Below are 24,465 nucleotides of genomic sequence, written 5' to 3'. Positions count from 1 at the left end.
GACCCCCTCACGTCCGCAAGGAGTTCCCCCGTGATCACCAAGCCCGCGTACGCCGCCCACACCGGCCAGGCGGCCGCCCGCGCCACCGGCCTCAACAAGGTCTACGGCGAGGGCGAGACCAGGGTGGTCGCGCTGGACAACGTCAGCGTCGTGTTCCCGCAGGGCCAGTTCACCGCCATCATGGGCCCCTCGGGCTCCGGCAAGTCCACCCTCATGCACTGCATGGCCGGTCTGGACACGGTGAGCTCCGGCTCCTCCACCATCGGGGACACCGAGCTGGTCGGCCTGAAGGACAAGCAGCTCACCAAGCTCCGCCGGGACAAGATCGGCTTCATCTTCCAGGCCTTCAACCTGCTGCCGACGCTGACCGCGCTGGAGAACATCACGCTGCCGATGGACATCGCCGGCCGCAAGGTCGACCAGCCGTGGCTGGACCGCGTGGTGGAGACGGTCGGCCTCTCCGGCCGGCTCTCGCACCGCCCCTCGCAGCTCTCCGGCGGCCAGCAGCAGCGCGTGGCCTGCGCCCGCGCGCTGGCCAGCAAGCCGGACATCGTCTTCGCCGACGAGCCGACCGGGAACCTCGACTCCCGCTCCGGCGCGGAGATCCTCTCCTTCCTGCGCAACTCGGTGCGCGAGCTGGGCCAGACCGTCGTGATGGTCACCCACGACCCGGTCGCCGCCTCCTACGCGGACCGCGTGGTCTTCCTGGCCGACGGCCGGATCGTGGACGAGCTGACCGGCCCGACCGCGGACAGCGTGCTGGACCGGATGCGCCGCTTCGACGCCAAGGGCCGGACGAGCTGACGGCCTGACGGCCCGTCACCGCCCGCCCGCCCGCTCCCACTCCCCCAGGACGACATCCGATGTTCCGCACCGCACTGCGCAACGTGGCGGCCCACAAGGGCCGGCTGCTCATGACGGTCCTCGCCGTCATGCTCGGCACCGCCTTCGTGGCCGGCACCATGGTCTTCTCCGACACGCTCGGCAAGGCCATGACCAACAGCTACTCCAAGAGCTACTCCGACGTCTCGGTCCAGGTCACCGACGCCTCGGCCTCCGCCTACGCCCGCGCCTCCGAGAAGACCGGCGGCGACGCCGAGCTCACCAAGGCCACCGTCGACCAGCTGGCCGCCCTCCCGGGCGTGGAGCGGGTCCGCGGCGTGGCGGCCGGCTTCACCGCCGTGGCCGACCGGAAGGGCGACCTGATCGGCCAGGCGTACAGCGCCTACGGCGCCAACTGGGCCCCGGCCGCCGACGGCAAGGACCCGCGCTACCCGATGGTCGAGGGCCAGGGCCCGAAGAAGGCCGGCGAGATCGCGCTGGACCGCGCCAGCGCCGACAAGGCCGGGTACAAGGTCGGCGACACCGTCCGGGTGGCGGGCAACGGCCCGGCCCAGGACGTGAAGCTGACCGGCGTCTTCACCACCGACGACCCGCAGATCACCGCGGGCGCCACCCTCACGCTCTTCGACACCGCCACCGCGCAGCAGTTCCTGCTCTCGCCCGGCCGCTTCTCGGCCATCGACGTCCAGGGCAAGCCCGGCACCTCGCAGACCGCGCTGCAGGAGGCGGTGATCGCCAAGCTGCCCAAGGAAGGCGCGATCACCGCGAAGACCGGTGACCAGCTGACGGCCGATCAGACCAAGATGGTCGAGCAGAGCACCAGCGGCATGAAGACCATGCTGCTGGCCTTCGCCGGCATCTCGCTCTTCGTCGGCATCTTCATCATCGCCAACACCTTCACCATGCTGATCGCCCAGCGCACCAAGGAGCTGGCCCTGCTCCGCGCCATCGGCGCGGCCCGCGGCCAGATCACCCGCTCGGTGCTGGCCGAGGCGCTGCTGATCGGCCTGACCGCCTCGGTGGCCGGCCTGGTCACCGGCATCGGGATCGGCGCCGCGATGCAGGCCGGGATCGCGAAGCTGGCCGAGGGCATGCCGACCGGCCCGCTGGTGATCGCCCCGGCCACCGTGATCACCGCGCTGGTGACCGGTGTCCTGGTCACCGTGGTCTCCGCGCTGCTGCCGGCCCTGCGGGCCTCCCGGATCGCCCCGGTGGCCGCGATGGCCAGCGGCGACGCCCCGGCCACCCAGAAGAGCCTGATCGTCCGGAACGTCATCGGCTCGCTGCTCACCGCGGCCGGCTTCGCGATGATCCTCGGCGGCGCCTCCAAGGGCGGCGAGACCGGCCGCTACGTCATCATGGGCGGCGCCCCGGTCGCGATGATCGGCATCTTCGTCCTGCTGCCACTGCTCTCCCGTCCGGTGATCGCGCTGGCCGGCCCGCTGCTGGCCGCCGTGGCCGGCACCCCCGGCAAGCTGGCCCGCCGCAACGCGGTGCGCAACCCGCGCCGCACCGCCACCACCGCCGCCGCGCTCACCATCGGCCTCACCCTGGTGACCGCCATGACGGTGATGGGCGCCTCGGTCAGCGGCGCGGTGGACCGGATCGTCACCAAGGGCGTGGTGGCCGACTACAAGGTCTCCAGCGCCAACCGGATGAGCCTCTCCCCCGAGCTGGCCGAGAAGGTCGCCAAGGCCCCCGGCGTGGCCGCCTCCAGCGCGCTCACCAACGCCTACTGGGACCTGGACGGCAAGGACGCCGCGGTCTCCGGTGTGAACCCGCAGAACCTGCCCAAGCTGCTCGACCTCACCATGGACGCCGGCTCGGCGGACACCCTGACCAAGGGTCAGGTCCTGGTCGAGGCCGGGATCGCCAAGAAGCGCGGCCTGACGGTGGGTTCGACGGTCAAGGCCGACTTCCTGGACGGCACCACCGGCGCCCTGACGGTCGGCGGCGTCTACCAGTCGCTGGACCTGCTCTCGCCCTTCGTGGTCGCCGACTCGGTGATGGCCCCGCACGCCAAGGACGCCGACATCCGGGACATCCTGGTGAAGGGCACCGACGGCGCCACCTCCACGCTGGCCAAGTCGGTCAAGGAGGCCACCGGCAACAACCCGGTGATCGAGGTCAAGACCCAGGCGCAGATGAAGGAGGAGTTCAACCAGATCATCTCCTTCGCGCTCAACATGATGTACGGCCTGCTGGCCATGTCGGTGCTGGTCGCCGTCCTCGGCGTGGTCAACACGCTGGCGATGTCGGTGTTCGAGCGGAAGCGGGAGATCGGGATGCTGCGGGCGATCGGCCTGGACCGGCGGGGCATCAAGCGGATGGTCCACCTGGAGTCGGTGGTGATCTCGCTCTTCGGCGCCGTCACCGGTGTGCTGCTCGGCTCCTTCCTGGCCTGGGCGGTCAACTCCACCCTGGACTCCGCCATCCCGGGCCTGGTCACCGAGCTGCCCTACGGCCAGCTGCTGCTCTTCCTGCTGATGGCCGGTCTGGTCGGCCTGGTGGCCGCCCTGTGGCCCGCCCGCCGGGCGTCCAAGCTGGACATCCTGACCAGCATCAAGACCGACTGACGGCCCGTCCGGAGCACGCGGAAGGCCCCCACCGGGAGATCCGGTGGGGGCCTTCTGCGGTTCCAACTGCTGTACTCCGCCCGGTCGTGGGACCGGCTGAGCACCACGGAGGTCGTGGTCCGGCGACACTGCCGGGCGGAGAGCCTCCGACTCATACCCCGGGAGCGGTCAACTCCCGGGGCCAGTCGCTCACTTGCTGGCCAGCTCCTTGGCGGGCTCGGCGGCGGGGGCCGGGACGGCCGCCTTCGGCGCGGGGCCGGTGGCCTCCTGGAACGCCTCGAACGGCTTCTCCATCTGGGCCAGGCCGACGGTCTCGCGCTTGAGGAACATCGCCAGCGTCCAGTCGGTGAAGACCCGGATCTTGCGGTTCATGGTCGGGACCATCGCGCCGTGGTAGCCGCGGTGGAACCACCAGGCCAGGCGGCCCTTGAGCTTGACCTTGCCGAAGAGGATGGCCACGCCCTTGTGCAGGCCGAGGCCCGCCACCGCGCCGAGGTTCTTGTGCTTGTACTCGGTCTGCGGGAAGCCGCGCATGCCCGAGATGACGTTGTCACCGAGGACGGCGGCCTGGCGGACGGCGTGCTGCGCGTTCGGCGGGCACCAGGCGCCCTCGCCGGCGGCGAGGTCGGGCACCTGGGCGTTGTCGCCGGCGGCCCAGACGTAGTCGAAGCCGGTGACCTGGAGGGTCGGCGCGGCGTCCACGTGGCCGCGCGGGCCGAGCGGGAGGCCGAAGTTCGACAGCACCGGGTTCGGCTTGACGCCCGCGGTCCACACGATGGTGGAGGCGTCCATCTCCATGCCGTTCTTCAGCACCACGTGCTGGTCGACGCAGGAGTCCATGGAGGTCTCGATGTAGACCTCGATGTTGCGCTCCTCGAGCTTCTCCTTGGTCCACAGACCGAGGTCCGGGCCCATCTCGGGGAGGATGCGGTTGGCGGCCTCGACGACGATGAAGCGCATGTCGTCGCGGCTGACGGTGCGGTAGATCTTGGCGGCGTCGCGCGCCATGTCCTCGATCTCCGCGATGGTCTCGATGCCGGCGAAGCCGCCGCCGATGACCACGAAGGTGAGCGCCTTGCGGCGGATCGCCTCATCCGTGGTGGACTCGGCCCGGTCCAGCTGGGCCATCACGTGGTTGCGGAGGCTGATGGCCTCCTCCACGGTCTTCATGCCGATGCCGTGCTCGGCCAGACCGGGGATCGGGAAGGTGCGGGAGACCGAGCCGGTGGCGACGACCAGGTAGTCGAAGGACAGCTCGTAGGAGTCGCCCGCTGCGGGCTGGATGGTGGCGACCTTGCGGGCGTGGTCCACACCGGTGACCGCACCGGTGAGCACCTCCGCCTTCTTGAGGGCGCTGCGCAGCGGCGCGACGAGGTTGCGAGGCGCGACGTTGCCGCCGGCCGCCTCGGGAAGGAAGGGCAGGTACGTCATGTACGACCGCGGGTCGACGACCGTGACGGTCGCTTCGCCGTAGCGCATCTTCTTGAGAATGCGCATCGCGGCATACAGGCCGACGTAACCACCGCCGACGATCAGGATGCGAGGACGCTCCGTGGTGCTCATATCCGAAAGTATCCACCCCCGTTCGGGGGCACCTTCGTGAGGCCCGTCACAAGCCTCTGGACACCCTCTGCTACACTGCGCGGCCACACGAAGGGCCCTACGGTGTCACCTCACCCGCACCCGACGCCGTTCCCGGACGGCTCGAACGGGACCGGTGCGACACCCCGTCGCTGAGCAGCAACGATCCCGATCCGCTCCCGGTTCCCGGCCCGTTGTTTCGATTCCACTACCCAGCTCGACGCCTGCCTTCGAACCATCGGACAGGGCCCGCCGGGGGCCTTCGGTCCCGCATATCGGACAGACCGGACTGCTGAGTGCGACGAAAGGCTGGTTCGCCATGTGAAGAAATTCACGAAGGTTCTTGCGACACCCGGTGCAGCAGGCGGCCCCGGGTGCCGTCCAGGCACTCCGGGGCCGCTCGGAAGGGCTTCCGGCAGGGGTGTCAGGAGACCAGGCTCCAGGCGACGCCGTCCAGGATGTCGTGCTCGCTGACCACCAGTTCGGCGGCCCCGGTGCGCTCCATGATCTCCAGCAGCACCAGCGCCCCGGCGCCGATCACGTCCACCCGACCCGGGTGCATGACCGGGATCGCGGCCCGCTCGGCGTGGTCCATCGCCAGCAGCCGGCGGGCGGTCTCGCGGACCTGCCCGACCGTCAGCCGGGCGTGGTGGATCCGGGCCGAGTCGTACTCCGGGAGCTCCAGCGCGATGCCCGCGACCGTGGTCACGGTGCCCGCCAGGCCGACCAGGGTGGCCGCCGTGGTCAGCGGCACCACCTCGGCCGCCCGGTCCAGCGCGGCCTCCACGTCGGCCTTCGCCCGGGCGATCTGCTCCTCGGTCGGCACGCCGGCGCCGCCCTCGAAGTGGCGCTCGGTCAGCCGGACGCAGCCGATGTCCACCGAGCGGGCCGCCTCGACGCCCTCCCCGCCGAGCACGAACTCGGTGGAGCCGCCGCCCAGGTCGAAGACCAGGTACGGAGAGGGGAACTGACCGCCCGTCAGCTCCTTGGTGGCGCCGGTGAAGGAGAGCCGGGCCTCCTCGTCGCCGCTCACCACGGTCGGCTCGACGCCCAGGATCTCCTTGACCCCGGCCACGTACTCGGCGCTGTTCTCGGCGTCCCGGGAGGCGCTGGTGGCCACGAACCGCAGGCGGTCCGGGCCGACCCCGTGCTCGGCCAGCACGGCGGCGTACTCGCGGCAGGCGGCGAAGGTGCGCTCCAGCGCCTCGGGGGCCAGCCGGCCGGTGCGGTCCACGCCCTGGCCCAGCCGGTTGATCACCATCCGGCGGTCCAGGTCGGTGATCTCGCCGGTCTCCGGGTCCAGGTCGGCCACCAGCAGCCGGATGGAGTTGGTGCCGCAGTCGATGGCACCCACCCTGGTCACGCTCACTCGGACTCCCCCTGCTCGGCCTCGGCGGCGGCCTTCTTGGCGGCCCGCTCGGCGGTCAACTGCTCCTTGGCGGCGATCACGGCCGCGTGGTCCTGGTCCTTGGCCCGGTTCCTCAGGACCCGGGCGCCGGCCTCCTCGACCTCGGCCGGGGAGACGCAGGGGCCCTTGGCCCACCAGTCCTCCAGCATGCCGATGGCCTCGTCGCCGAGCGGGTTGACGCCCTCGCCGGCCGCCAGCGAGTGGCCGACCAGCACGTGCAGGCACTTCACCCGGTCCGGCATGCCGCCGGCGCTCGGGAAGCCCTCCAGCACCTCGATGGCGTCGCGGCGCGCGATGTAGTCCTCGTGCGCCTTCTGGTACGCCGCCGCCAGCTCCGGGTCCTCGGCCAGCCGGGCGGTCTGCTCCTTCATCACGCCGTCCGCCTCCAGGGTGCCGATCAGCGAGGCGGCCTTGGGGCAGGTCAGGTAGTAGAGGGTGGGGAACGGCGTGCCGTCGGGCAGCCGGGGCGCGGTCTCCACCACGTCCGGGTTGCCGCACGGGCAGCGGTGGGCCACGCCGCGCAGGCCGCGCGGCACCCGGCCGAGCTGGGCCGCGATGGCGGCGACGTCCTGGTCGTCGACCAGGGGGGTGTCAGTGGAGGGGGTGTCAGTCATCGGGTGTGTGCTGCCTCTAGCGGGGTGCGGGTGTGGTGTCGGCCTGGTCGACCGAGTCCCAGACGCTGGCGTACCAGGGCTGGGCGGCCTTGGCCTGCGGGGCTGACGCACCGTCGGCCGAGGAGGACTTGGTGGCCGGCGCTGCCGGGTCCACCGAGATGAACGGGGTCTCGCCGGGCATCGCGTAGTGCAGCCGCTGGCGGGCCTGGGCCTTCACGAACTCCGGGTCCTGCCAGCGGGCCTTCTCCCGGCTGAGCTTCTCCACCTGGGCCCTGGCGTGCTCGGCCCTGGCCCGTTGGGCGTTGATCTCCGAGCGCTGCGCGATGTACTGCCGGGTGGGGTAGGCGAGGATCGCCACCAGCGAGCAGAGGACCAGCACCAGCACGGTGGCGCGGCTGGTGAAGCGCGGTCGCGCCGCCAAGCCCGGAATCTTCCACATCGCCGGTACCCCTCCTCCAACAAGCCGGTGCCCCGGCCCACCACCCTACGGGGTGGGAGCCGGGGCACCGGTCACGGCGACTGGGTGTCAGCCCTCAGAGCTTTCAGCCCTCGTGCTTGAACCGCGGGAACGCGCCGCGGCCCGCGTACTCGGCGGCGTCGTCGAGGATCTCCTCGATGCGCAGCAGCTGGTTGTACTTGGCGACGCGCTCGGAGCGGGCCGGGGCACCGGTCTTGATCTGGCCGCAGTTGGTGGCGACGGCCAGGTCGGCGATGGTGACGTCCTCGGTCTCGCCGGAGCGGTGCGACATCATGCAGCGGTAGCCGTTGCGCTGGGCCAGCTCGACGGCGTCCAGGGTCTCGGTCAGCGAACCGATCTGGTTGACCTTCACCAGCAGCGCGTTGGCGGTGCCGGTCTCGATGCCGCGGGCCAGACGGGCCGGGTTGGTGACGAACAGGTCGTCACCGACCAGCTGGACCTTGTCGCCCAGCTTGTCGGTCATGGCCTTCCAGCCGTCCCAGTCGGACTCGTCCAGCGGGTCCTCGATGGAGACCAGCGGGTACGCGGCGACCAGCTCGGCGTAGTAGTCGATGAGCTCGGCGGAGGTGATCGCCTTGCCCTCGAACTGGTAGGCGCCGTCCTTGTAGAACTCGGAGGCGGCCACGTCGAGCGCCAGCGCGACGTCCTTGCCCGGGGTGTAGCCGGCCTTCTTGATGGCCTCGGTGATGAGGTCCAGGGCCTCGCGGTTGGAGTCCAGGTTCGGCGCGAAGCCGCCCTCGTCGCCCAGGCCGGTGGAGAGGCCGCGCTCCTTCAGGACGCCCTTGAGGGTGTGGTAGACCTCGACGCCCCAGCGGACGGCCTCGGAGAAGGACTCCGCGCCGATCGGGGCGATCATGAACTCCTGGATGTCGACGTTGGAGTCGGCGTGCGACCCACCGTTCAGGATGTTCATCATCGGGACGGGCAGGACGTGCGCGTTCGGGCCGCCCAGGTAGCGGAACAGCGGCAGGTCGCTGGCCTCGGAGGCGGCGTGCGCCACGGCGAGCGAGACGCCCAGGATGGCGTTGGCGCCGAGCGAGGACTTGTCCGGGGTGGCGTCCAGGTCGAGCATGGCCTGGTCGATGAGGCGCTGCTCGGTGGCGTCGTAGCCGACGAGCTCCGGGCCGATCTGCTCGATGACGGCCAGGACGGCCTTCTCGACGCCCTTGCCGAAGTAGCGGTTCTTGTCACCGTCGCGGAGCTCAAGCGCCTCGAAGGCGCCGGTGGAGGCACCCGACGGGACGGCGGCACGGCCGGTGCTGCCGTCGTCCAGGCCGACCTCGACCTCGACCGTGGGGTTGCCACGGGAGTCGAGGATCTCGCGGGCTACGACGACATCGATGGACGGCACGAGGCATCTCCTTGCGGAAGCGGGATGTGTGGTCGTTACGTCCAGAGCCTAACCGCACCGGGGCCCGGGACCACGCTGACCTTGGTCCCGTCTCACCTCGTGGCCTTCCTACCGGCCGGTAGCCCACCTGGACGGACACGGAGGGCCCGCACCGGATCGTGGTGCGGGCCCTCCGTGGTGACGAGGCGTCGGATCAGCCCAGCTGCAGGACCTGGCCGGGGTAGATCAGGTCGGGGTTGCCGCCCACGACCGACTTGTTGCCCTGGTAGACCTGGTGCCAGTCCAGACCCTTGGCGGCGGCGATGCCGGACAGGGTGTCACCGGACTTGACGGTGTAGTTGCCGGTGGCCTGGGTCTTCGGCGCGGCGTGCTTCGGGGTGCTCACCGTCGGCGCGGCGGCCTTCGGGGTCTCGACCTTGGGCGCCGGCTTGGTGGTCTCGACGGCCTTGGGCGCGGCCTTCGGGGTCTCCGTCTTCGGAGCGGCCTTGGGCGTGGCGGCCTTCGGGGTCTCGGCCTTCGGCGCGGTCGTGCGGGTCTCCGAACGCGAGGCCTTGGCCTCGGAGTTGGTGTCGACCTGGGCGGCCGCGCCGCCCTTGGTCAGACCCGCCTTGACGGAGCAGACCGGCCAGGCGCCGGGGCCCTGGGAGGCGAGCACCTTCTCGGCGATGGCGATCTGCTGGCCCTTGGTGGCCTGGTTGGCCTGCGGGGCATACGCCTTGCCGCCGAAGCCGGCCCAGGTGCTGGAGGTGAACTGCAGGCCGCCGTAGAAGCCGTTGCCGGTGTTGATCGACCAGTTGCCGCCGCTCTCGCACTGGGCGACCTTGTCCCAGGTGGAGACCGGGGCGGCCTGGGCGCCGGTGGCGGCCATCAGCGGCAGGGCGATGCCGACGCCGGCGACACCCGCGACGGCGATGGCCTTCTCGGCCTGGGTACGACGACGATGACGGCCCGAACCAGTGAACAGCATGAAGAAATCCCTCTCCGCACGCCTGCGAGGTGAGCTGTCGGGTTCGGACCGGGAGGTGGCCCGGCCGCCGTGAGGCGGCTTCACCCCAAGCCGTGGGGGACGGCGACGTACGTGTGGGTCCCCCGCCCCTGCCCAAGGGTCTGGTCGGTGTCCCGGCGGCGCGGCGGGCAGGATTCGGCGTTCCGCGCGCGGGGTCCGCAGCTGCGGACTCCAGGGAGGGTAAGCAGATCAGCGGATGGATCACAAGCTTATGTCGAACACATCACACCGGAATCACACAGTGCTGTGGGTCGTCCACAAACCGTGTCCAAGTGGCTTGATTGATACGCATTCAGATCACGAACGATCAGATTACGCCGACACGCCGATCACTGACGTCCGCTCAGCTCAGGGCAGTTGGCGACTCGGGCGTGAAGGCCACCGGCAACTCCCGCAGACCGCGCATGATCAGGCCACCGCGCCAGCGCAGGGCGGCGGGGTCGGCGGCCAGTTCCAGGTCGGGCAGCCGGGTCAGCAGGGTGGCGAGCGCGAGCTGCCCCTCCAACCGGGCCAGCGGGGCGCCGATGCAGTAGTGGATGCCGTGGCCGAAGCCCAGGTGGGGGTTGTCCTGCCGGGCCAGGTCGAGGGTGTTCTCCGCGGCGAACCGGGCCGGGTCGCGGTCGGCCGCGGCCAGCACCACCAGCACCGGGTCACCGACCGGGATGTCCACTCCGCCGATGGTCAGCGGGCTGGTGGCGAAGCGCCAGGTGGCCAGCTCCACCGGCCCGTCGTAGCGCAGGAGTTCCTCCACCGCCGTCTCCAGCAGGGCGCTCTCGCCCCGGCGCAGCGAGTCCTGGAGCAGCTTCCGCTGCTCCGGATTGCGCAGCAGCGCGTAGGTGCCGTTGCCGATCAGGTTGATGGTCGTCTCGAAGCCGGCGAACAGGAGGATGAAGGCCATCGCGGCCGCCTCGTTCTCCGTCAGGTGCTCGCCGTGGTCACTGGCCCGGATCAGCCCGGAGATCAGGTCGTCGCCGAGATCGGCCCGCTTGCGGTGGATCAGCTCCAACAGGTAGGCGCGGATCTTCTTCACCGCCCGCCCGACCCCGCCGCGCTGGCCGCCGTGGTGACGGATCATCGCGCCGGCCCAGTCCCGCAGGTCGTCCTGGTCCTCGGCCGGCACGCCGAGCAGGTCGCAGATCGCGTAGATGGGGAGCGGGAAGGCGAACTCGTGGATCAGGTCGGCCTCGCCGCGGGCCGCGAAGCCGTCGATCAGGCGGTCGGTCAGCTCCTGCACCCGGGGCTGGAACTCGGCGACCCGGCGCGGGGTGAAGGCCTTGGAGACCAGCCGGCGCAGCCGGGTGTGGTCCGGCGGGTCGATGTTCAGCAGATGGGTCATCAGGTCGGCCTGCCGCTCCCCGGGGATGCCGACCCGGCCGGTGCGGTGCGCCTGCTCGCTGTGGTGCGCCGGGTTCTTGGAGAGCCGGGCGTCGGCCAGCGCCTGCCGGGCGTCCGCGTACCGGGTGACCAGCCAGGCGTCCACCCCGCTGGGCAGGGTGGTGCGGTGCACCGGGGCGTGCTCGCGCAGCCAGGCGTACGCGGGGTACGGGTCGGCGGCGAACTCCCAGGTGAAGAGGGCGGGCTGGGTCGGGGCGGGGCTGTCCGGCATGGTGTGAACGGTAACCCGCCCGAGGAGGAGTGAGCCTGGTCACCTGGGGGGTAATTGCTCTTGCGGAGGAACGGCCCGTGCTTACGATCCTCCGATACGGACTTGGAGGGACGCCGGTGCGGCGCGTCCCGCCGGGCGCGGCTCAAGGAGGAGCAGTCCCATGCGAGTAACCGGGGCAGTGGTGGTCATCGCGGTACTGGACGGCGGTTCGGGTGCCGGGCTGGCCCGGCGGTTCGCCGCGGCCGGCGCGGCCGGCCTGCTGATCGCCGACCAGCGGCCCGGCGTGGCCGAGGACCTGGCCACCGAGCTGGACCGGCCGGGCTGCCCGGTGGTCGGGGTGGGCGCCGACGTCCGGCAGCCCTCCGACGTGGCCGCCCTGGTCGCCACCGCGGTCAAGCACCTGGGCCCGATCGACCTGTTCTGCGTCTGCGGCCCGGACGCCGAGCGGATCCTCCCGATCGCCGAACTCCCCGCCACCCTCGGCCCGCTGGCCGAGCTGATGGCCCAGGTCGGCGAGGCGATCGGCGAGGTCCTCGCCCCCGCCGTCGCCGCCTGAGCCGGTCCCTGCCGGGGGAGGCGTCCCTCACTCCGCCGCCCGGACCTCGTCCCGGTAGGCGCGGGTGGTGGCGCGCAGCGCCTGGTCGATGTCCAGGTCCTGGTCGTACGCCCGCTGGGCGAGGGCCAGCAGCAGCCTGCCCAGGCTCTCCTGGTCGAGCTCGGCGGGGAGTTCGTACGGGGCGTCCGGGACGGCGGTGAAGCCGGCCCGGCGGACCCGGGAGACCAGCTTGGCCGCGTACGCCAGCGCGGGCAGCCCGGCCGGGACGCCGTCCAGGATCGAGTCGCGCTGCTTCTCGGCGGCCTTGAGCTGCTCCCAGTTGGCCTCCACCTCGGCCGCGCCGGCCGCCTCCACGTCCCCGAAGACGTGCGGGTGACGGTACATCAGCTTCTCGACGATGTCCCCGGCCACGTCGTCGACCGTGAACGGGTCCTCCGGGTGCTCCTCGGCGATCCGGGAGTGGAACAGGACCTGGAGCAGCACGTCGCCGAGCTCCTCGCGCAGGGTGACGCGGTCCCCGTCCTCGATCGCCTCGACCAGCTCGAAGGCCTCCTCGACCAGGTACTTCACCAGCGAGGCGTGGGTCTGCTCGGCGTCCCAGGGGCAGCCGCCCGGGGACCGGAGCCGGTCCATCACCGAGACCAGGTCCAGCAGCCGGGCGCCGGGCAGGTCGTAGGAGCCGGGCAGCAGCTCGATCTCGGGCGCCTCCCCGGCCCGCTCGACCGCGATCCGGGCCAGCGCGTCGGTCAGCCCCGGGTCCCCGTCGGGGCTGCCGAGCCAGAGGGTCACGCCCTCCTTCTGCTCGGTCAGCAGCCGGGCCAGCGCGGGCGCGGTGGAGCGCTCGACCAGCCCGACCGTGACGCCGGCCTGCCGGACGGCCGGGAGCTGGGGGTGGGCCGGGTCCCCGGCCAGCACCCGGGCCGCCCCGCGCAGCGCCTCCCAGGCGGGCCAGGAGAGCAGGCCGGGGGCGACCCGGTGAGTGGTGGTGAGCAGGATCAGCTTCGGAGTGTCCACACTCCGAACCTACCCGCTCAGGCGGTGGCGGCGGGCTGCTTGATCCAGTCCGCAGGGGCCGTCACCAGGCCGATCTGCTGGACGTCCCAGCGGCCGTAGCGCGGGTTGACCTCGATCTTCAGCTTGGCCCCGGCGTCGGTCAGCGCGGAGCGGATCGCGGCGTCGCCCTCGGGCGTGCGGGGGTCCTTGCCGGCCGCCAGCTTCTGGATGCCCAGCTGCTGCCGGTAGAAGGAGTCCACCGCGTCGGCCGGGACGTTCTGCCGCACCAGCAACTCGCGGGCCAGCTCGGCCTCGCCGCCCATCATCCTGGCCTGGCTCTCCTTGGCCTCGGCGATCTCCCCGTCGGTGACCGTCAGTTGACGGTCCACCAGGGCCTGCGCCACCACCCGGTCCAGCACCAGGTCGACCACCGTCCGGCGGACCAGCCCGGCCCGCTCGGCCTGCTGCCCGCCGGTCTCGGCCGCCACCCCCTGGCGCACCTCCCCGACCCGGGCCTCCACGGCCGCGATGCTGATCCTCTCGCCTCCGACCACGGCCGCCGACCCCTGGTGGGGCGGCTGGCTCCCGCAGGCCGCCAGTGCGGCTCCGGCGAGCAGGACTCCGGCGGTGGTGCGGAGGTGGCGGATCACGTGGGGCCTCCCGGGAGTTGTGGGGCGCGCGTGGTTCTGCTGACGGTGCACCAGTCTCACGGCCCGGAGGCGTTTGGCCAAGGGTGCCGACGTCCACGGAAGGCTGGTGTCGCGGTGGCGGTGGGGGGCACGGGAACGCGTTCGACGGCGCCCCTATGATTCGTGCGCACGTTCATTGCACGGTATTTGCACAACTGGGGGAACCCCAAAATGAAGCTGCCCCGCGTCTCGGCCGTCCTCACGGCCGCCGCGCTCGCGCCGGCGATCCTCTTCCCGTCCACCGCCTCGGCGGCCGACAACCCGCCCGCCACCCCGGGCGTCTCGGCCACCGACAGCCAGACCGACGAGCAGAACAAGACCCTGATCCGGGCCCTGCTCGCCGACCCCGACGAGGGCACCACCGTGCACGAGCGGGCCCAGCAGGCCCTGGACGGGACCCCGGAGGACCGGGCCGCCTTCCTGGCGACCGGTCAGCACCTGGCCCGCGAGACCGACGAGCGGGTCCGCGCGACGCAGCTCCTCAGCGCCGGTGGCCCGGCCGTCAAGAAGGCCGCCACCACCGCCCTGCGGGCCGACCGCAAGGCCGTCCAGGAGTTCCTGCGCACGGGCTACCGGGAGGCCGTCGGCGACGACATGGTGGAGGCCGCCCGGATCGCCGAGGTCGCGGGCCCGCTCGTCGAGAAGGCCGCCTCCGACGCCCTCCGCAGCGGCTACCCGAAGGTCGCCGCCTTCCTCAACTCCGGCCGGGCCGAGGCCGAGAGCGCGGAGCGGGTCCTGGTCGCCCAGATCTCCGAGCGCGGCGGGCCCGCCGTCCGCGCCGCGGCCGACGCCGTCTTGGGCAGGCCCTACCCCGAGGTCGCCGCCTTCCTCAACACCGGCCGGGCCAAGGCCGAGAGTGCGGACCGGGTCGCCGTCAGCCGGATCGCCGAGACCGGCGGCCCCGCCGTCCGCAAGGCCGCCCTCGCCGCCCTGGAGGGCGACTACCCGGCCGTCGCCGCCTTCCTCAACACCGGCCGGGCCGAGGCCGAGGCCGCCGACGAGGCCGCGGCGAAGAAGGCCGCCGAGGACAAGGCCGCCGCCGAGAAGGCCGAGCGCGAGAAGGCGAAGGCCGGGCAGGACAAGCCGGCCGCCGTCACCCCCGTGAACGTCACCACCACCCCGGCACCGGCCGCCACGCCGACCACCGCGCCGGCCGCTCCCCGGGTGACCGCCGACACCACCCAGCGCCTGGCCTCCACCGGCGGCGGCACCGACCTGCCCTGGCAGGTCGGCGGCGGTGCGGCCGCCCTGGCCGCCGGTGCGGCCCTGGTCGCCGCCTCGCGCCGCCGGGGTACCGAGGTCTGACCCCCGTACGGCCCGGGGCCCGTCCGTCCGCGCGAGCGGAGGGGCGGGCCCCTCGCCGTGCACCGACGGGCCGTCAGCCTCGGGGGCCGTCCCCCTGGTGGGGCCGGCCGTGACGTCGTGCGGCTCCGCCGCGCGGGCGCCGACGAGGAGCGGGCACCGTCAAGGAGACAGCCCCTCGGCGTACGGGTTGCCGCGGACCGGGGTGGGCGGCGGGGTGGCCGGGCCGATCGCGGCCAGGTGGGTGCGCAGCCGGAGCACGTCGGGGTGGTGCGGGCCGTGGCTGCGCTCGCGCTCCAGCAGGAGCTCGGCCACCTGCTGCCAGGCGGCCCGGCGTTCGCCCTGACGGGCCAGCAACAGGCCGATCTGCTCCCGGAGTTCGAAGGACCGCTCCGGCTCGCCGGCCGCCCCCGCCAGCAGCTGCCGGTACTCGGCGAGCGCCTCCGGGTAGCGGCGCTGGGTCTGCAGGGCCCGGGCGTGGATGGTCCGGACGGTGCGCACCAGCGGTGCCGTGTCGCCCAGTTCGGCCCGGGCCCGGGGCAGCAGCCGGCCCGCCAGCTCGGTGACCTCGGCGTACCGGCGGGCCGCCACCAGGTCGGAGAGCTGGTCGCAGACCGCCGTCAGGTCCTCCACCGCGGTCGGCGGCACCGCCACCGACGGCAGGATGGCGGGCCCCTCGACCGAGGCGTCCGGGGCCGGCGGCGGAACGGCGCCGGGGCCGGGCAGCGGCTGGTGCGGGTAGCGGTAGGGCGCGGTCGGATCGGGCAACGGGCCCGGCTCGGACCGGAGTTCGGCCCGGGCCGGCGGGAGCAGCGGCAGCAGCCGGGCGTAGACCGCACGACTGTCCGCCGGGCGGTCCTCGGGCCGCTTCGCCAGCAGCTCCAGCACCAGTGCCTCCAGCGCCGCCGGCACCTCCGCCCGCAACTCCCGCAGCGGGGTGGGCGGTTCGTCCACGTGGCGGCGGAGCACCCCGAGCGCGCTGGGCGCCCGGAACGGCGCCTGCCCGGCCAGCATCTCGTGCAGCAGGCAGCCCAGCGCGTAGAGGTCGCTGCGCCGGTCGGTCCCGGCCGCGAGGGCCTGCTCGGGCGCCATGTACGCCGGACTGCCGATCGGCACGCCGGTCAACGTGAGCCGGGTCGCCGCCGGGTCCAGCGCGGTCGCGATGCCGAGGTCCAGCAGCACCACCCGGCCGTCCTCACGGACCATCACGTTGCTCGGCTTCAGGTCCCGGTGCACCACGCCGGCGGCGTGCACCGCCCCCAGTGCCCCGCACAGCTGCGCCGCGACGGCCGCCGCCCGCTCCACCGGGAAGGGGTCCTGCCCGTCGATCAGGTCCGCCAGGCTCAGCCCCGGCACCCGCTGCATCACCAGGTAGAGCTCGCCGCCGTCCTCCCCCGCGTCGAAGACCGTCACCAGCCCCGGGTGGTCGAGCCCGGCCGTCACCCGGCACTCGCGCAGGAAGCGCCGGCGCAGCGACCCCTCCTGGTCCGCGGCGGGCCCCTCCGCCGGGCCGAACCGGTCCGCACGGAGCAGCTTCACCGCGACCGGCCGCCCGAGGCGTTCGTCCGTCCCCGCCCAGACCTGGCCCATCCCGCCCTGGCCGATCCGCTCCCCCAGCCGGTACCTCCCGCCGACCAGCCGGGCGTCCCTCACGGACGGCCCTCCTGCGCCTGACGGCGCAGCAGCTCACCCAGCTGCTGGAGGTCGTCCTGGGTCGCCGGGCCGGCCTGCGGGGACCGCGGGGCCTGCGGGGCCTGCGGGTACGGCTGCTGCGGGTACGGCACGGCCGGCGGCGGGTACCAGGGCGCGGGGGCCGGGGCGGGGGTCTTCGAGCGCCACTGGGCCTGGGTGTCCATCACCAGGTAGTGCACCGGGCCGCCGAGCCAGAGCGCGAACAGGGCGAGCCCGCCCGCGAGGTCGAGCCCGCTGGCGGTGTCCGGGTCCGGGTCGGTCAGCCCGATCGCGACGTAGACCAGGAGCTGGAGCAGCCCGGCCACCACCGCCGCCACCACGTCCGCCGCCCGCTTGCGCCGCAGCGCCAGCACCAACGACGGCACCATGCCCAGCAACCCGAGCGACAGCAGCGGCACCAGGGCGAGCAGCACCTTCCCCCCGGCCCCGAGCGGGCCCGCGTTGCTGCCGTACTGCTGACCAGCCATGGGTACTCCCGTACGAGCGCCGCCAAAACTCCCGGCACACCGTACCGCCCCGGGTGGCCACCCCGGGGGCGCGGGCAGCGGCCGCCCCGGGGCGCGGGCGGTAGTGGTCACCCCGGGGGCGCGGGGAACTGCGCGAGGCGGAAGAGGCTGACCCGTGTGCCGGGTACGGAGTTCCACTTGCACGTGAGTGTCCGTACCCGGCACACGGGTCGTCGCCTCCCGCAGCGCGCAGTTCCCCGCGCCCCCGGGGTGACCGCCATCCACCGCGCCCATGCGGCAGTTCCCCGCGCCCCGGGGTGACCACTTTCCGCGCGCCCGCGTGAGGTCAGTTCTTGGAGCCGGCGAGGTCGTCGAACATGGTGGTGAGGAACTCGCGGCACCAGGCCAGCAGTTCGCGCCCGACCAACGGCTTGCCGCCGATCCGTCCGGTGGACGGCCGCGGCACCAGGAGCTGCTGCGCCGTCGCCTTGACCTGGCTGCGCGGGTAGAGGCGGTTGAGCCGCAGCTGCTGGGACTCCCGCAGGTCGACTGGCCCGAAGCGGACGAACTGCCCCTGCAGGGTGATGTCACCGATGCCGCACCGCCGCGCGTACAGCCGCAGGGCGGCGACCAGCAGCAGGTTCTCCACCGGCTCCGGCAGCTTGCCGTAACGGTCCGTCAGCTCCTCCCGGACCTGGACGATGTCCTCCTCGGAGTTGACCGCCGCGATCGAGCGGTACGCCTGCAGCCGCAGCCGCTCGCCCGGGGCGTAGTCGTGCGGGACGTGGGCGTCGACCGGCAGCTCGATCTTCACCTCCAGCGGCTCCTCCTCCGGCTCCGCGCCGCCGTTGGCCAGCGACTCGCGGAACTCGGCCACCGCCTCGCCGACCATCCGCATGTAGAGGTCGAAGCCGACGCCGGCGATGTGGCCGGACTGCTCGCCGCCGAGCAGGTTGCCGGCGCCGCGGATCTCCAGGTCCTTCATGGCGACGTACATGCCGGCGCCCATCTCGGTGTGCTGGGCGATGGTGGCGAGGCGCTCGTGGGCGGTCTCGGTGAGGGGCTTCTCCGGCGGGTAGAGCATGTAGGCGTAGCCGCGCTCGCGGCCCCGGCCGACCCGGCCGCGGAGCTGGTGGAGCTGGGAGAGGCCGAAGGTGTCGCCGCGCTCGACGATCAGGGTGTTGGCGTTGGAGATGTCGATGCCGGACTCCACGATGGTGGTGGAGACCAGGACGTCGAACTCCTTCTCCCAGAAGTCGACCACCACCTTCTCCAGCTGGGTCTCGCCCATCTGCCCGTGCGCGGTGGCGACCCGGGCCTCGGGCACCAGCTCCTTGATCCGGGCGGCCGCCTTGTCGATCGACTCGACCCGGTTGTGGATGTAGAACACCTGGCCCTCGCGCAGGAGTTCACGCCGGACGGCGGCCGAGATCTGCTTCTCGTCGTACGGGCCGACGAAGGTCAGCACCGGGTGGCGCTCCTCCGGCGGGGTGGTGATGGTGGACATCTCCCGGATGCCGGTGACGGCCATCTCCAGGGTGCGCGGGATCGGCGTCGCCGACATCGTCAGCACGTCGACGTTGGCCCGCAGCTTCTTGAGCTGCTCCTTGTGCTCGACGCCGAAGCGCTGCTCCTCGTCGACGATGACCAGGCCGAGGTCCTTGAACCTCGTCTCGTTGGAGAACAGCCGGTGGGTGCCGATCACCACGTCCACCGAGCCCTCGAACAGGCCCTCCAGGACGGCCTTGGCCTCGGAGTCGGTCTGGAAGCGGGAGAGCGCCTTCACGTTCACCGGGAAGTTGGCGTACCGCTCGGCGAAGGTGGAGAAGTGCTGCTGCACCAGCAGCGTGGTGGGCACCAGCACCGCGACCTGCTTGCCGTCCTGGACGGCCTTGAAGGCGGCCCGGACGGCGATCTCGGTCTTGCCGTAGCCGACGTCGCCGCAGATCAGCCGGTCCATCGGGACCGACTTCTCCATGTCGGCCTTCACCTCGGCGATGGTGGTCAGCTGGTCGGGCGTCTCCGCGTACGGGAAGGCGTCCTCCAGCTCGCGCTGCCAGGGGGTGTCCGGGCCGAAGGTGTGGCCGGGCGCGGCCATCCGGGCCGAGTAGAGCTTGATCAGGTCGGCGGCGATCTCCTTGACCGCCTTCTTGGCCCGCTGCTTGGTCTTGGCCCAGTCGGCGCCGCCGAGGCGGTGCAGGGTGGGCGCCTCGCCGCCGACGTACTTGGTGACCTGGTCGAGCTGGTCGGTCGGCACGAACAGCCGGTCGCCGGGGTGGCCCCGCTTGGCGGGGGCGTACTCCAGCACCAGGTACTCGCGGGTGGCGCCCTGGACGGTGCGCTGCACCATCTCCACGTACCGGCCGACGCCGTGCGCCTCGTGGACGACGTAGTCGCCGGCCGCCAGGGCCAGCGGGTCGATCGCGTTGCGGCGGCGGGACGGCATCCGGCGCATGTCCTTGGTGGAGGACTTCTGGCCGGAGAGGTCGGTCTCGGTGATGACGGTGAGCTTGAGGGACTCGTCCACGAAGCCGTGCTCGATCGAGCCGCAGGAGACGTGGACGACGTCCCGGGTCGGCGCCTGGTCCAGGTCGGCGACCAGCCGGGCCGGGATGCCCTCGCCGCTCAGCACCTCGGCCAGGCGGGAGGCCGGGCCGTGCCCCTCGGTCACCATGACGACCCGCCAGTCGGCGTTCAGCCGCTCCTTGGCGTCGGCGATCGCCCGGGCGGTGTCGCCCCGGTAGGCCTCCACGGCGTGCATGCCGAGGGTCAGCGTGTTGGCATCGAACTCCAGGACCTCCGTCACCGACGAGTCGCTGGTGGCGAACGGGCTGACGGACCACCAGGGCAGCCCGATCTCCGCCGCGTGCTCGCGGACGTCGGCCAGCGACCGGAGCGAGGCCGCCGAGACGTCGATCATCTCGATGTCGATCGGCCGCTCCCCGCCCGCCGCGGCGGCCACCCAGGAGGCGTGCAGGAACTCCTGACTGGTCGCCACCAGGTCGGCCGCCCGGGTGCGGACCCGCTCCGGGTCGCAGACCACCGCGACGGAGCCCTGCGGCAGCACGTCCAGCAGCAGCTCCATGTCGTCCACCAGCACCGGGGCCAGCGACTCCATGCCCTCGACCGCGATGCCCTGGGCGATCTTGTCCAGGATCTCGGCCAACTCCGGGTGCCGCTCGGCCAGTTCGGCCGCGCGGAGCCTGACCTCCTCGGTCAGCAGCAGCTCGCGGCAGGGCGGTGCCCAGAGGCCGTGCTCGGCGATCTCCAGCGAGCGCTGGTCGGCGATCTTGAAGAAGCGGATCTCCTCGACCTCGTCGCCCCAGAACTCGATCCGGAGCGGGTGCTCCTCGGTCGGCGGGAAGACGTCCAGGATGCCGCCGCGGACCGCGAACTCGCCGCGCTTCTCGACCAGTTCGACCCGGGAGTAGGCGGCGGCCGCCAGCCTGCGGGACACCTCGCCGAGGTCGTGCTGCTCACCGCGCCGCAGGGCCACCGGCTCCAGCTCGGCCAGCCCCTTCACCTGCGGCTGGAGCACCGAACGGACCGGTGCCACCACCACCTGGACCGGACCGGCCGCCGGGTCGTCGCCGCGCGGGTGGACGATCCGGCGCAGCACGGCGAGCCGGCGGCCCACCGTGTCCGAACGCGGCGAGAGCCGCTCGTGCGGCAGGGTCTCCCAGGCCGGGAACTCGGCCACCGCGTCCGGCGGCAGCAGCGAACGCAGGCTGGCCGCCAGGTCCTCGGCCTCCCGGCCGGTCGCGGTCACCGCCAGCACCGGCCGCCCCCGCTCCCCGGCCGCGCCGGCCAGCGAGCGGGCCAGCGCGGCGATCGCGAACGGGCGGGCGGCGGGCGGCCCCACCAGGTCGAGGTGCTGCCGCTGTCCGGCAGCGGCCGCCTCGATCGCCTCGGCGAGGGCGGCGTCGCGGACGACGACGTCGAGCAGTCCGGACAGACTCATGCTTCTCGGCTCCACGGCTGGAGTGCCCGGGCGCCGGAAAACCCCGGCCGGGCAACGCGAACGACCCGGAACGCGGAGCGCCCGGGGGTGTCCAGCCTACGCCGCCACCCGCCCCGCCGCCGTGATCATCGGGCCGGCCGGCCCGTCCGGGCGGACACCCGAACCCGCTCACAGATCACGAACTCGACATATTGCCGACACTGCCCGTCCATGGTGGTCGCGCAGCATGGTGTTCGTGCCCGCCGCACCCAACCGTGGGGGATGGCTGTGGTGGCACGGACGCACCTCCGATGGGGGTCGGGAGTGCGTGGCCGGGCGGCCCTGGGTGGGGGCGCCCGTGCCCAATCGCGGGAGCCGTGGTGCCCCTTCCTGGGGGGCGCCGCGGCCCCTGGCGTTTCCGGGCCCGTCCCAACAGGCGCTCTCCGTACCACTCTTCGACCACTTTGCCCGAACTCCGGCGCGGCCGGTCGGGGCTCCGTACCCTCTCGTGTGAAGACGGTGTGGGGACACCGTGCGAACCGCAACGGAGGGGGTACTTCGTCATGCGCGTGGTCATCGCGGGCCAGGGCTACGTAGGGCTGCCACTGGCCGTCCGCGCGGCGGAGGTCGGGCACCAGGTGGTCGGGTACGACGTGGACGAGCGGCGGATCAAGCGCCTGGCGCTCGGCGAGTCCTACGTCGAGGACATCCCGGCAGAGCGGCTCCGCCCGCTGCTGGACGACGGGAGCTACCAGCCGACCGCCGACCCGGCCGAGGTGGCGGGCTTCGACGTCGCGGTGATCACCGTGCCGACACCGCTGCGGGACGGCGTCCCGGACCTCTCCTACATCGAGTCCTCGGCCAGGCTGCTGGCCGAGCACCTGCGCCCCGGCGCGACCGTGGTGCTGGAGTCCACCACCTACCCCGGCACCACCGAGGAGCTGCTGGCCCCGATCCTGGAGCAGGGCTCCGGGCTGACGGCCGGTCAGGACTTCCACCTCGGCTACAGCCCCGAGCGGATCGACCCGGGCAACCCGACCTGGAAGCTGGAGAACACCCCCAAGGTGGTCTCCGGCACCTCGCCGGAGGGCCTGGCCGCCGTGGACGCCTTCTACTCCGAGCTGATCGAGCGCACCGTGCCGGTCTCCTCCTGCAAGGAGGCCGAGCTCACCAAGCTGCTGGAGAACACCTTCCGGCACGTCAACATCGCGCTGGTGAACGAGCTCGCGATGTTCGCCCACGACCTCGGCATCGACGTCTGGGAGGCGATCGACGCCGCCTCCACCAAGCCCTTCGGCTACCTGCGCTTCACCCCGGGCCCGGGCGTCGGCGGCCACTGCCTGCCGATCGACCCGTCCTACCTGTCCTGGCGGGTGGAGCGGGCGCTGGGCCAGTCCTTCCGCTTCGTCGAGCTGGCCAACGACGTCAACAGCCACATGCCCGACTACGTGGTGCGCCGCCTCGGCGAGGCGCTGAACGACCGTCACCGCTCGGTCCGCGGCTCCCGGGTGCTGCTGCTCGGCCTGGCGTACAAGAAGAACACCGGCGACGCCCGGGAGACCCCGGCCGCCCGGGTGGCCGAGCTGCTGCTGCGGATGGGCGCCGAGGTGCGGGCCGCCGACCCGCACGTGGTCACCGGCGTGCACGTGGCCGAGCCGGTCATCCCTGGCCAGCGGGCCACCGAGCCGGAGACCCCGTTCAGCTCGGTGATCCGGGTGGAGGCCACCCCCGAGGAGCTGGCCGCCGCCGACGCGGTGGTGCTGCTCGCCGACCACGACGACTTCGACTACGAGGCCGTCACCACCCACGCCTCCTACGTGCTGGACTGCCGCCGCCGCCTCAGCGGCCCGGCGGTCGAGGTGCTCTGACCCCGGGGCGAACGCCGGAGGCCCCGTCCACAGCGTGTGGACGGGGCCTCCGGCGTTCCGGACGGGGCGTCAGCCGCGGCGGATGACCTCGCTCGGGTACTCGTGGCCGTCGTCCACGATCACGATCTTGGGGATGATCCGGGTCTCCGCCTCGGGGACGGGGGCGGCCGTCGCGTCAGGGGTCGCCTCGGCCTTCTGGGCGGCCGGCGGGGCCGGGGGCTTGGGCGGGAGCGGCGCGGCCGGCGGGATGCTCGGCAGCGGCGCCGTCGGGGCCTCCTCGGCCGCCGCGGGAGCCTTGGGCGCGAGCGCCTCGGGTGCGGGAGCCGGCGGCGCGGCAGCTGGCGGCGCATCGACGGCGGGCGCGGGCGCGGCCGCCTCGATCTGGCCGACCGCGGCGCCGGTGAGGGCGGCCAGGGTCTGCTTGATGTGGTCCAGGTGCTGCTGCACCTGCTCGTACTTGGCGGTGAACTCGCGGTGCTCGCGCTCGCTGGCGGCCTGGATCTTCTCCGCCTCCCGGCGGGCCGCCTCGACCAGGGCGTCCGCCTCGGAACGGGCCTCCGCCTCGGCCTGCTTGATCTTGGCCAGCACCGACTCGCGGTGCTGCTCGGCCTCGCGTACCTTGCGCTCGGCGGTGGAGGAGATCTTGGCGTCCTCCGCGTCCGCCTTGGTCTCGACGGCGGCGAAGGTCTCGTCCGCCCGGCGGCGCAGCTCGGCCAGCTTGGCCTCCGCCCGCTCCTGCGCCTCCGCGGAGGCCACCCGGACCTTGGCCGCGTCCGCGGTCGCCGAGTCCCGGATCGCCCGCGACTCCCGGTCCGCGGTCGCCCGCAGCTGCTCGGCCTCGGCCCTGGTCCGCTCGTCGGTCCGGCGGGCGGCGGCGTCGGCCTCGTTCCGGGTCGCCACGGAGTGGTCGCGGGCGGCGTTGGCGGCCTTCTGGCCGTTCTCGTACGCCTCGTCCCGGGCGTCCTCGGCGGCCTGCTGGGCGGCCTCCCGGATCGCGGTCGCCTCGGAGTCGGCGATGGCCATCAGCTTCACGGCCTGCTCGCTCAGCACCGAGTAGTCCGGCTCCGGGGCGTCGGCGGCGGCCTGCCGGATCTCGGCCAGCCGGCGCTCCATCTCCCGGACTCCGGAGCCCAGCACGCTGAGCTGCTCCCACGCGCTGTCGCGCTCGGCCGTCAGCACGACCATCGCGTGGTCGACCTGCTCGGGGGCGTAGCCCCGGCGGGTGACGATGAAGCCGTGCTGGGAGACTGCGTCGCTCATGGTCTCTTCCCCTGTCGGTGCCGGTCGAGGCAGGCGTGGATAGGACCGTCCTCTTGACCTATTTTGCGCAAGTGGGATCGAAACCCAAACAAGGCCGTGCCGGGGCAGCCGGGTGAGGAGCCCCCTGCCGGGAGCTCGCGGTGGCGGGGCCTGCTGGGGCGGGACACGGCCGGGGTGGCCGGGCGAGGGGCCCTGCCGGGTCCGGAGGACCCGGCGTGCCGGTGAGGGGCCCGCCCGCGGTGTGACGAGCCCCTCA

At 72.9% G+C, this 24,465-nt stretch carries 18 protein-coding genes and 1 riboswitch; of the genes, 5 read left to right on the top strand and 13 right to left on the bottom strand.

Annotation, left to right across the window (positions count from 1 at the left end; genetic code table 11):
- Positions 1-33: 33 nt before the first annotated feature.
- Complete coding sequence (locus ACIA8O_RS24355; protein ID WP_396296153.1) at positions 34-804, top strand: ABC transporter ATP-binding protein; 771 nt, start codon at positions 34-36, stop codon at positions 802-804.
- A 59-nt stretch (positions 805-863) separates the two neighbouring features.
- Positions 864-3,419: an ABC transporter permease gene (locus tag ACIA8O_RS24350; RefSeq protein ID WP_396296049.1), complete on the top strand. Its 2,556-nt coding sequence runs from the start codon at positions 864-866 to the stop codon at positions 3,417-3,419.
- 189 nt (positions 3,420-3,608) lie between these two features.
- Here the strand turns inward: ACIA8O_RS24350 and ACIA8O_RS24345 are convergent, their stop codons facing one another.
- From ACIA8O_RS24345 to ACIA8O_RS24315, 7 genes are all read right to left on the bottom strand, one after another.
- On the bottom strand, positions 3,609-4,982 hold the full coding sequence (locus ACIA8O_RS24345; RefSeq protein WP_396296048.1) for an NAD(P)/FAD-dependent oxidoreductase: 1,374 nt from the start codon (positions 4,980-4,982) through the stop codon (positions 3,609-3,611).
- 442 nt (positions 4,983-5,424) lie between these two features.
- Positions 5,425-6,363, bottom strand: coding sequence for an exopolyphosphatase (locus tag ACIA8O_RS24340; RefSeq protein WP_396296152.1), 939 nt, complete (start codon positions 6,361-6,363; stop codon positions 5,425-5,427).
- Between the two features lie 2 nt (positions 6,364-6,365).
- The gene (locus ACIA8O_RS24335) at positions 6,366-7,022 is read right to left on the bottom strand and encodes a DUF501 domain-containing protein (RefSeq protein ID WP_396296047.1); all 657 of its coding nucleotides are present in this window, start codon (positions 7,020-7,022) and stop codon (positions 6,366-6,368) included.
- Between the two features lie 16 nt (positions 7,023-7,038).
- On the bottom strand, positions 7,039-7,443 hold the full coding sequence (locus ACIA8O_RS24330) for a septum formation initiator family protein (protein ID WP_396296046.1): 405 nt from the start codon (positions 7,441-7,443) through the stop codon (positions 7,039-7,041).
- Between the two features lie 121 nt (positions 7,444-7,564).
- The gene (eno, locus tag ACIA8O_RS24325) at positions 7,565-8,851 is read right to left on the bottom strand and encodes a phosphopyruvate hydratase (protein ID WP_396296045.1); all 1,287 of its coding nucleotides are present in this window, start codon (positions 8,849-8,851) and stop codon (positions 7,565-7,567) included.
- Between the two features lie 193 nt (positions 8,852-9,044).
- The gene (locus ACIA8O_RS24320; protein ID WP_396296044.1) at positions 9,045-9,818 is read right to left on the bottom strand and encodes a transglycosylase family protein; all 774 of its coding nucleotides are present in this window, start codon (positions 9,816-9,818) and stop codon (positions 9,045-9,047) included.
- A 5-nt stretch (positions 9,819-9,823) separates the two neighbouring features.
- A riboswitch (cyclic di-AMP (ydaO/yuaA leader) is annotated at positions 9,824-9,974 on the bottom strand.
- Between the two features lie 226 nt (positions 9,975-10,200).
- Positions 10,201-11,463: a cytochrome P450 gene (locus ACIA8O_RS24315; RefSeq protein WP_396296043.1), complete on the bottom strand. Its 1,263-nt coding sequence runs from the start codon at positions 11,461-11,463 to the stop codon at positions 10,201-10,203.
- A 160-nt stretch (positions 11,464-11,623) separates the two neighbouring features.
- Here ACIA8O_RS24315 and ACIA8O_RS24310 point away from each other — a divergent pair, with 160 nt between their 5' ends.
- Positions 11,624-12,019, top strand: a complete 396-nt coding sequence (locus ACIA8O_RS24310; protein WP_396296042.1) for an SDR family NAD(P)-dependent oxidoreductase — start codon at positions 11,624-11,626, stop codon at positions 12,017-12,019.
- Positions 12,020-12,046: 27 nt separating this feature from the next.
- On the opposite strand, the gene ACIA8O_RS24305 is transcribed toward ACIA8O_RS24310, so the two are convergent.
- Both ACIA8O_RS24305 and ACIA8O_RS24300 read right to left on the bottom strand, forming a co-directional pair.
- Positions 12,047-13,033, bottom strand: coding sequence for a MazG family protein (locus ACIA8O_RS24305; RefSeq protein WP_396296041.1), 987 nt, complete (start codon positions 13,031-13,033; stop codon positions 12,047-12,049).
- Between the two features lie 17 nt (positions 13,034-13,050).
- A complete protein-coding gene (locus tag ACIA8O_RS24300; RefSeq protein WP_396296040.1) occupies positions 13,051-13,662 on the bottom strand; it encodes a SurA N-terminal domain-containing protein in 612 nt (203 codons plus the stop codon).
- A gap of 210 nt (positions 13,663-13,872) precedes the next feature.
- On the opposite strand from ACIA8O_RS24300, the gene ACIA8O_RS24295 reads away from it, so the two are divergent.
- Complete coding sequence (locus ACIA8O_RS24295; protein WP_396296039.1) at positions 13,873-15,006, top strand: ALF repeat-containing protein; 1,134 nt, start codon at positions 13,873-13,875, stop codon at positions 15,004-15,006.
- A gap of 159 nt (positions 15,007-15,165) precedes the next feature.
- On the opposite strand, the gene ACIA8O_RS24290 is transcribed toward ACIA8O_RS24295, so the two are convergent.
- The 3 genes from ACIA8O_RS24290 to mfd all read right to left on the bottom strand — a co-directional run bounded on the left by ACIA8O_RS24290 (position 15,166) and on the right by mfd (position 21,102).
- Entirely contained in the window at positions 15,166-16,656 is a 1,491-nt protein-coding gene (locus ACIA8O_RS24290) for a protein kinase (RefSeq protein ID WP_396296038.1), read from the bottom strand.
- A complete protein-coding gene (locus ACIA8O_RS24285) occupies positions 16,653-17,162 on the bottom strand; it encodes a hypothetical protein (RefSeq protein WP_396296037.1) in 510 nt (169 codons plus the stop codon). The genes ACIA8O_RS24290 and ACIA8O_RS24285 overlap by 4 nt, the downstream gene beginning before the upstream one ends.
- A 325-nt stretch (positions 17,163-17,487) precedes the next feature.
- The gene (gene mfd / locus ACIA8O_RS24280; protein ID WP_396296036.1) at positions 17,488-21,102 is read right to left on the bottom strand and encodes a transcription-repair coupling factor; all 3,615 of its coding nucleotides are present in this window, start codon (positions 21,100-21,102) and stop codon (positions 17,488-17,490) included.
- A gap of 542 nt (positions 21,103-21,644) precedes the next feature.
- Here mfd and ACIA8O_RS24275 point away from each other — a divergent pair.
- Positions 21,645-22,949, top strand: coding sequence for a nucleotide sugar dehydrogenase (locus ACIA8O_RS24275; protein WP_396296035.1), 1,305 nt, complete (start codon positions 21,645-21,647; stop codon positions 22,947-22,949).
- A 69-nt stretch (positions 22,950-23,018) separates the two neighbouring features.
- Here the strand turns inward: ACIA8O_RS24275 and ACIA8O_RS24270 are convergent, their stop codons facing one another.
- Positions 23,019-24,209: a hypothetical protein gene (locus ACIA8O_RS24270; RefSeq protein ID WP_396296034.1), complete on the bottom strand. Its 1,191-nt coding sequence runs from the start codon at positions 24,207-24,209 to the stop codon at positions 23,019-23,021.
- Between the last annotated feature and the right edge of the window lie 256 nt (positions 24,210-24,465).

Origin of the sequence: Kitasatospora sp. NPDC051853 (assembly GCF_044452665.1) — a bacterium.
GTDB lineage: Bacteria > Actinomycetota > Actinomycetes > Streptomycetales > Streptomycetaceae > Kitasatospora.
Note: the sequence above shows the minus strand (reverse complement) of the source record. Positions and strands in the feature narration are given on the sequence as shown.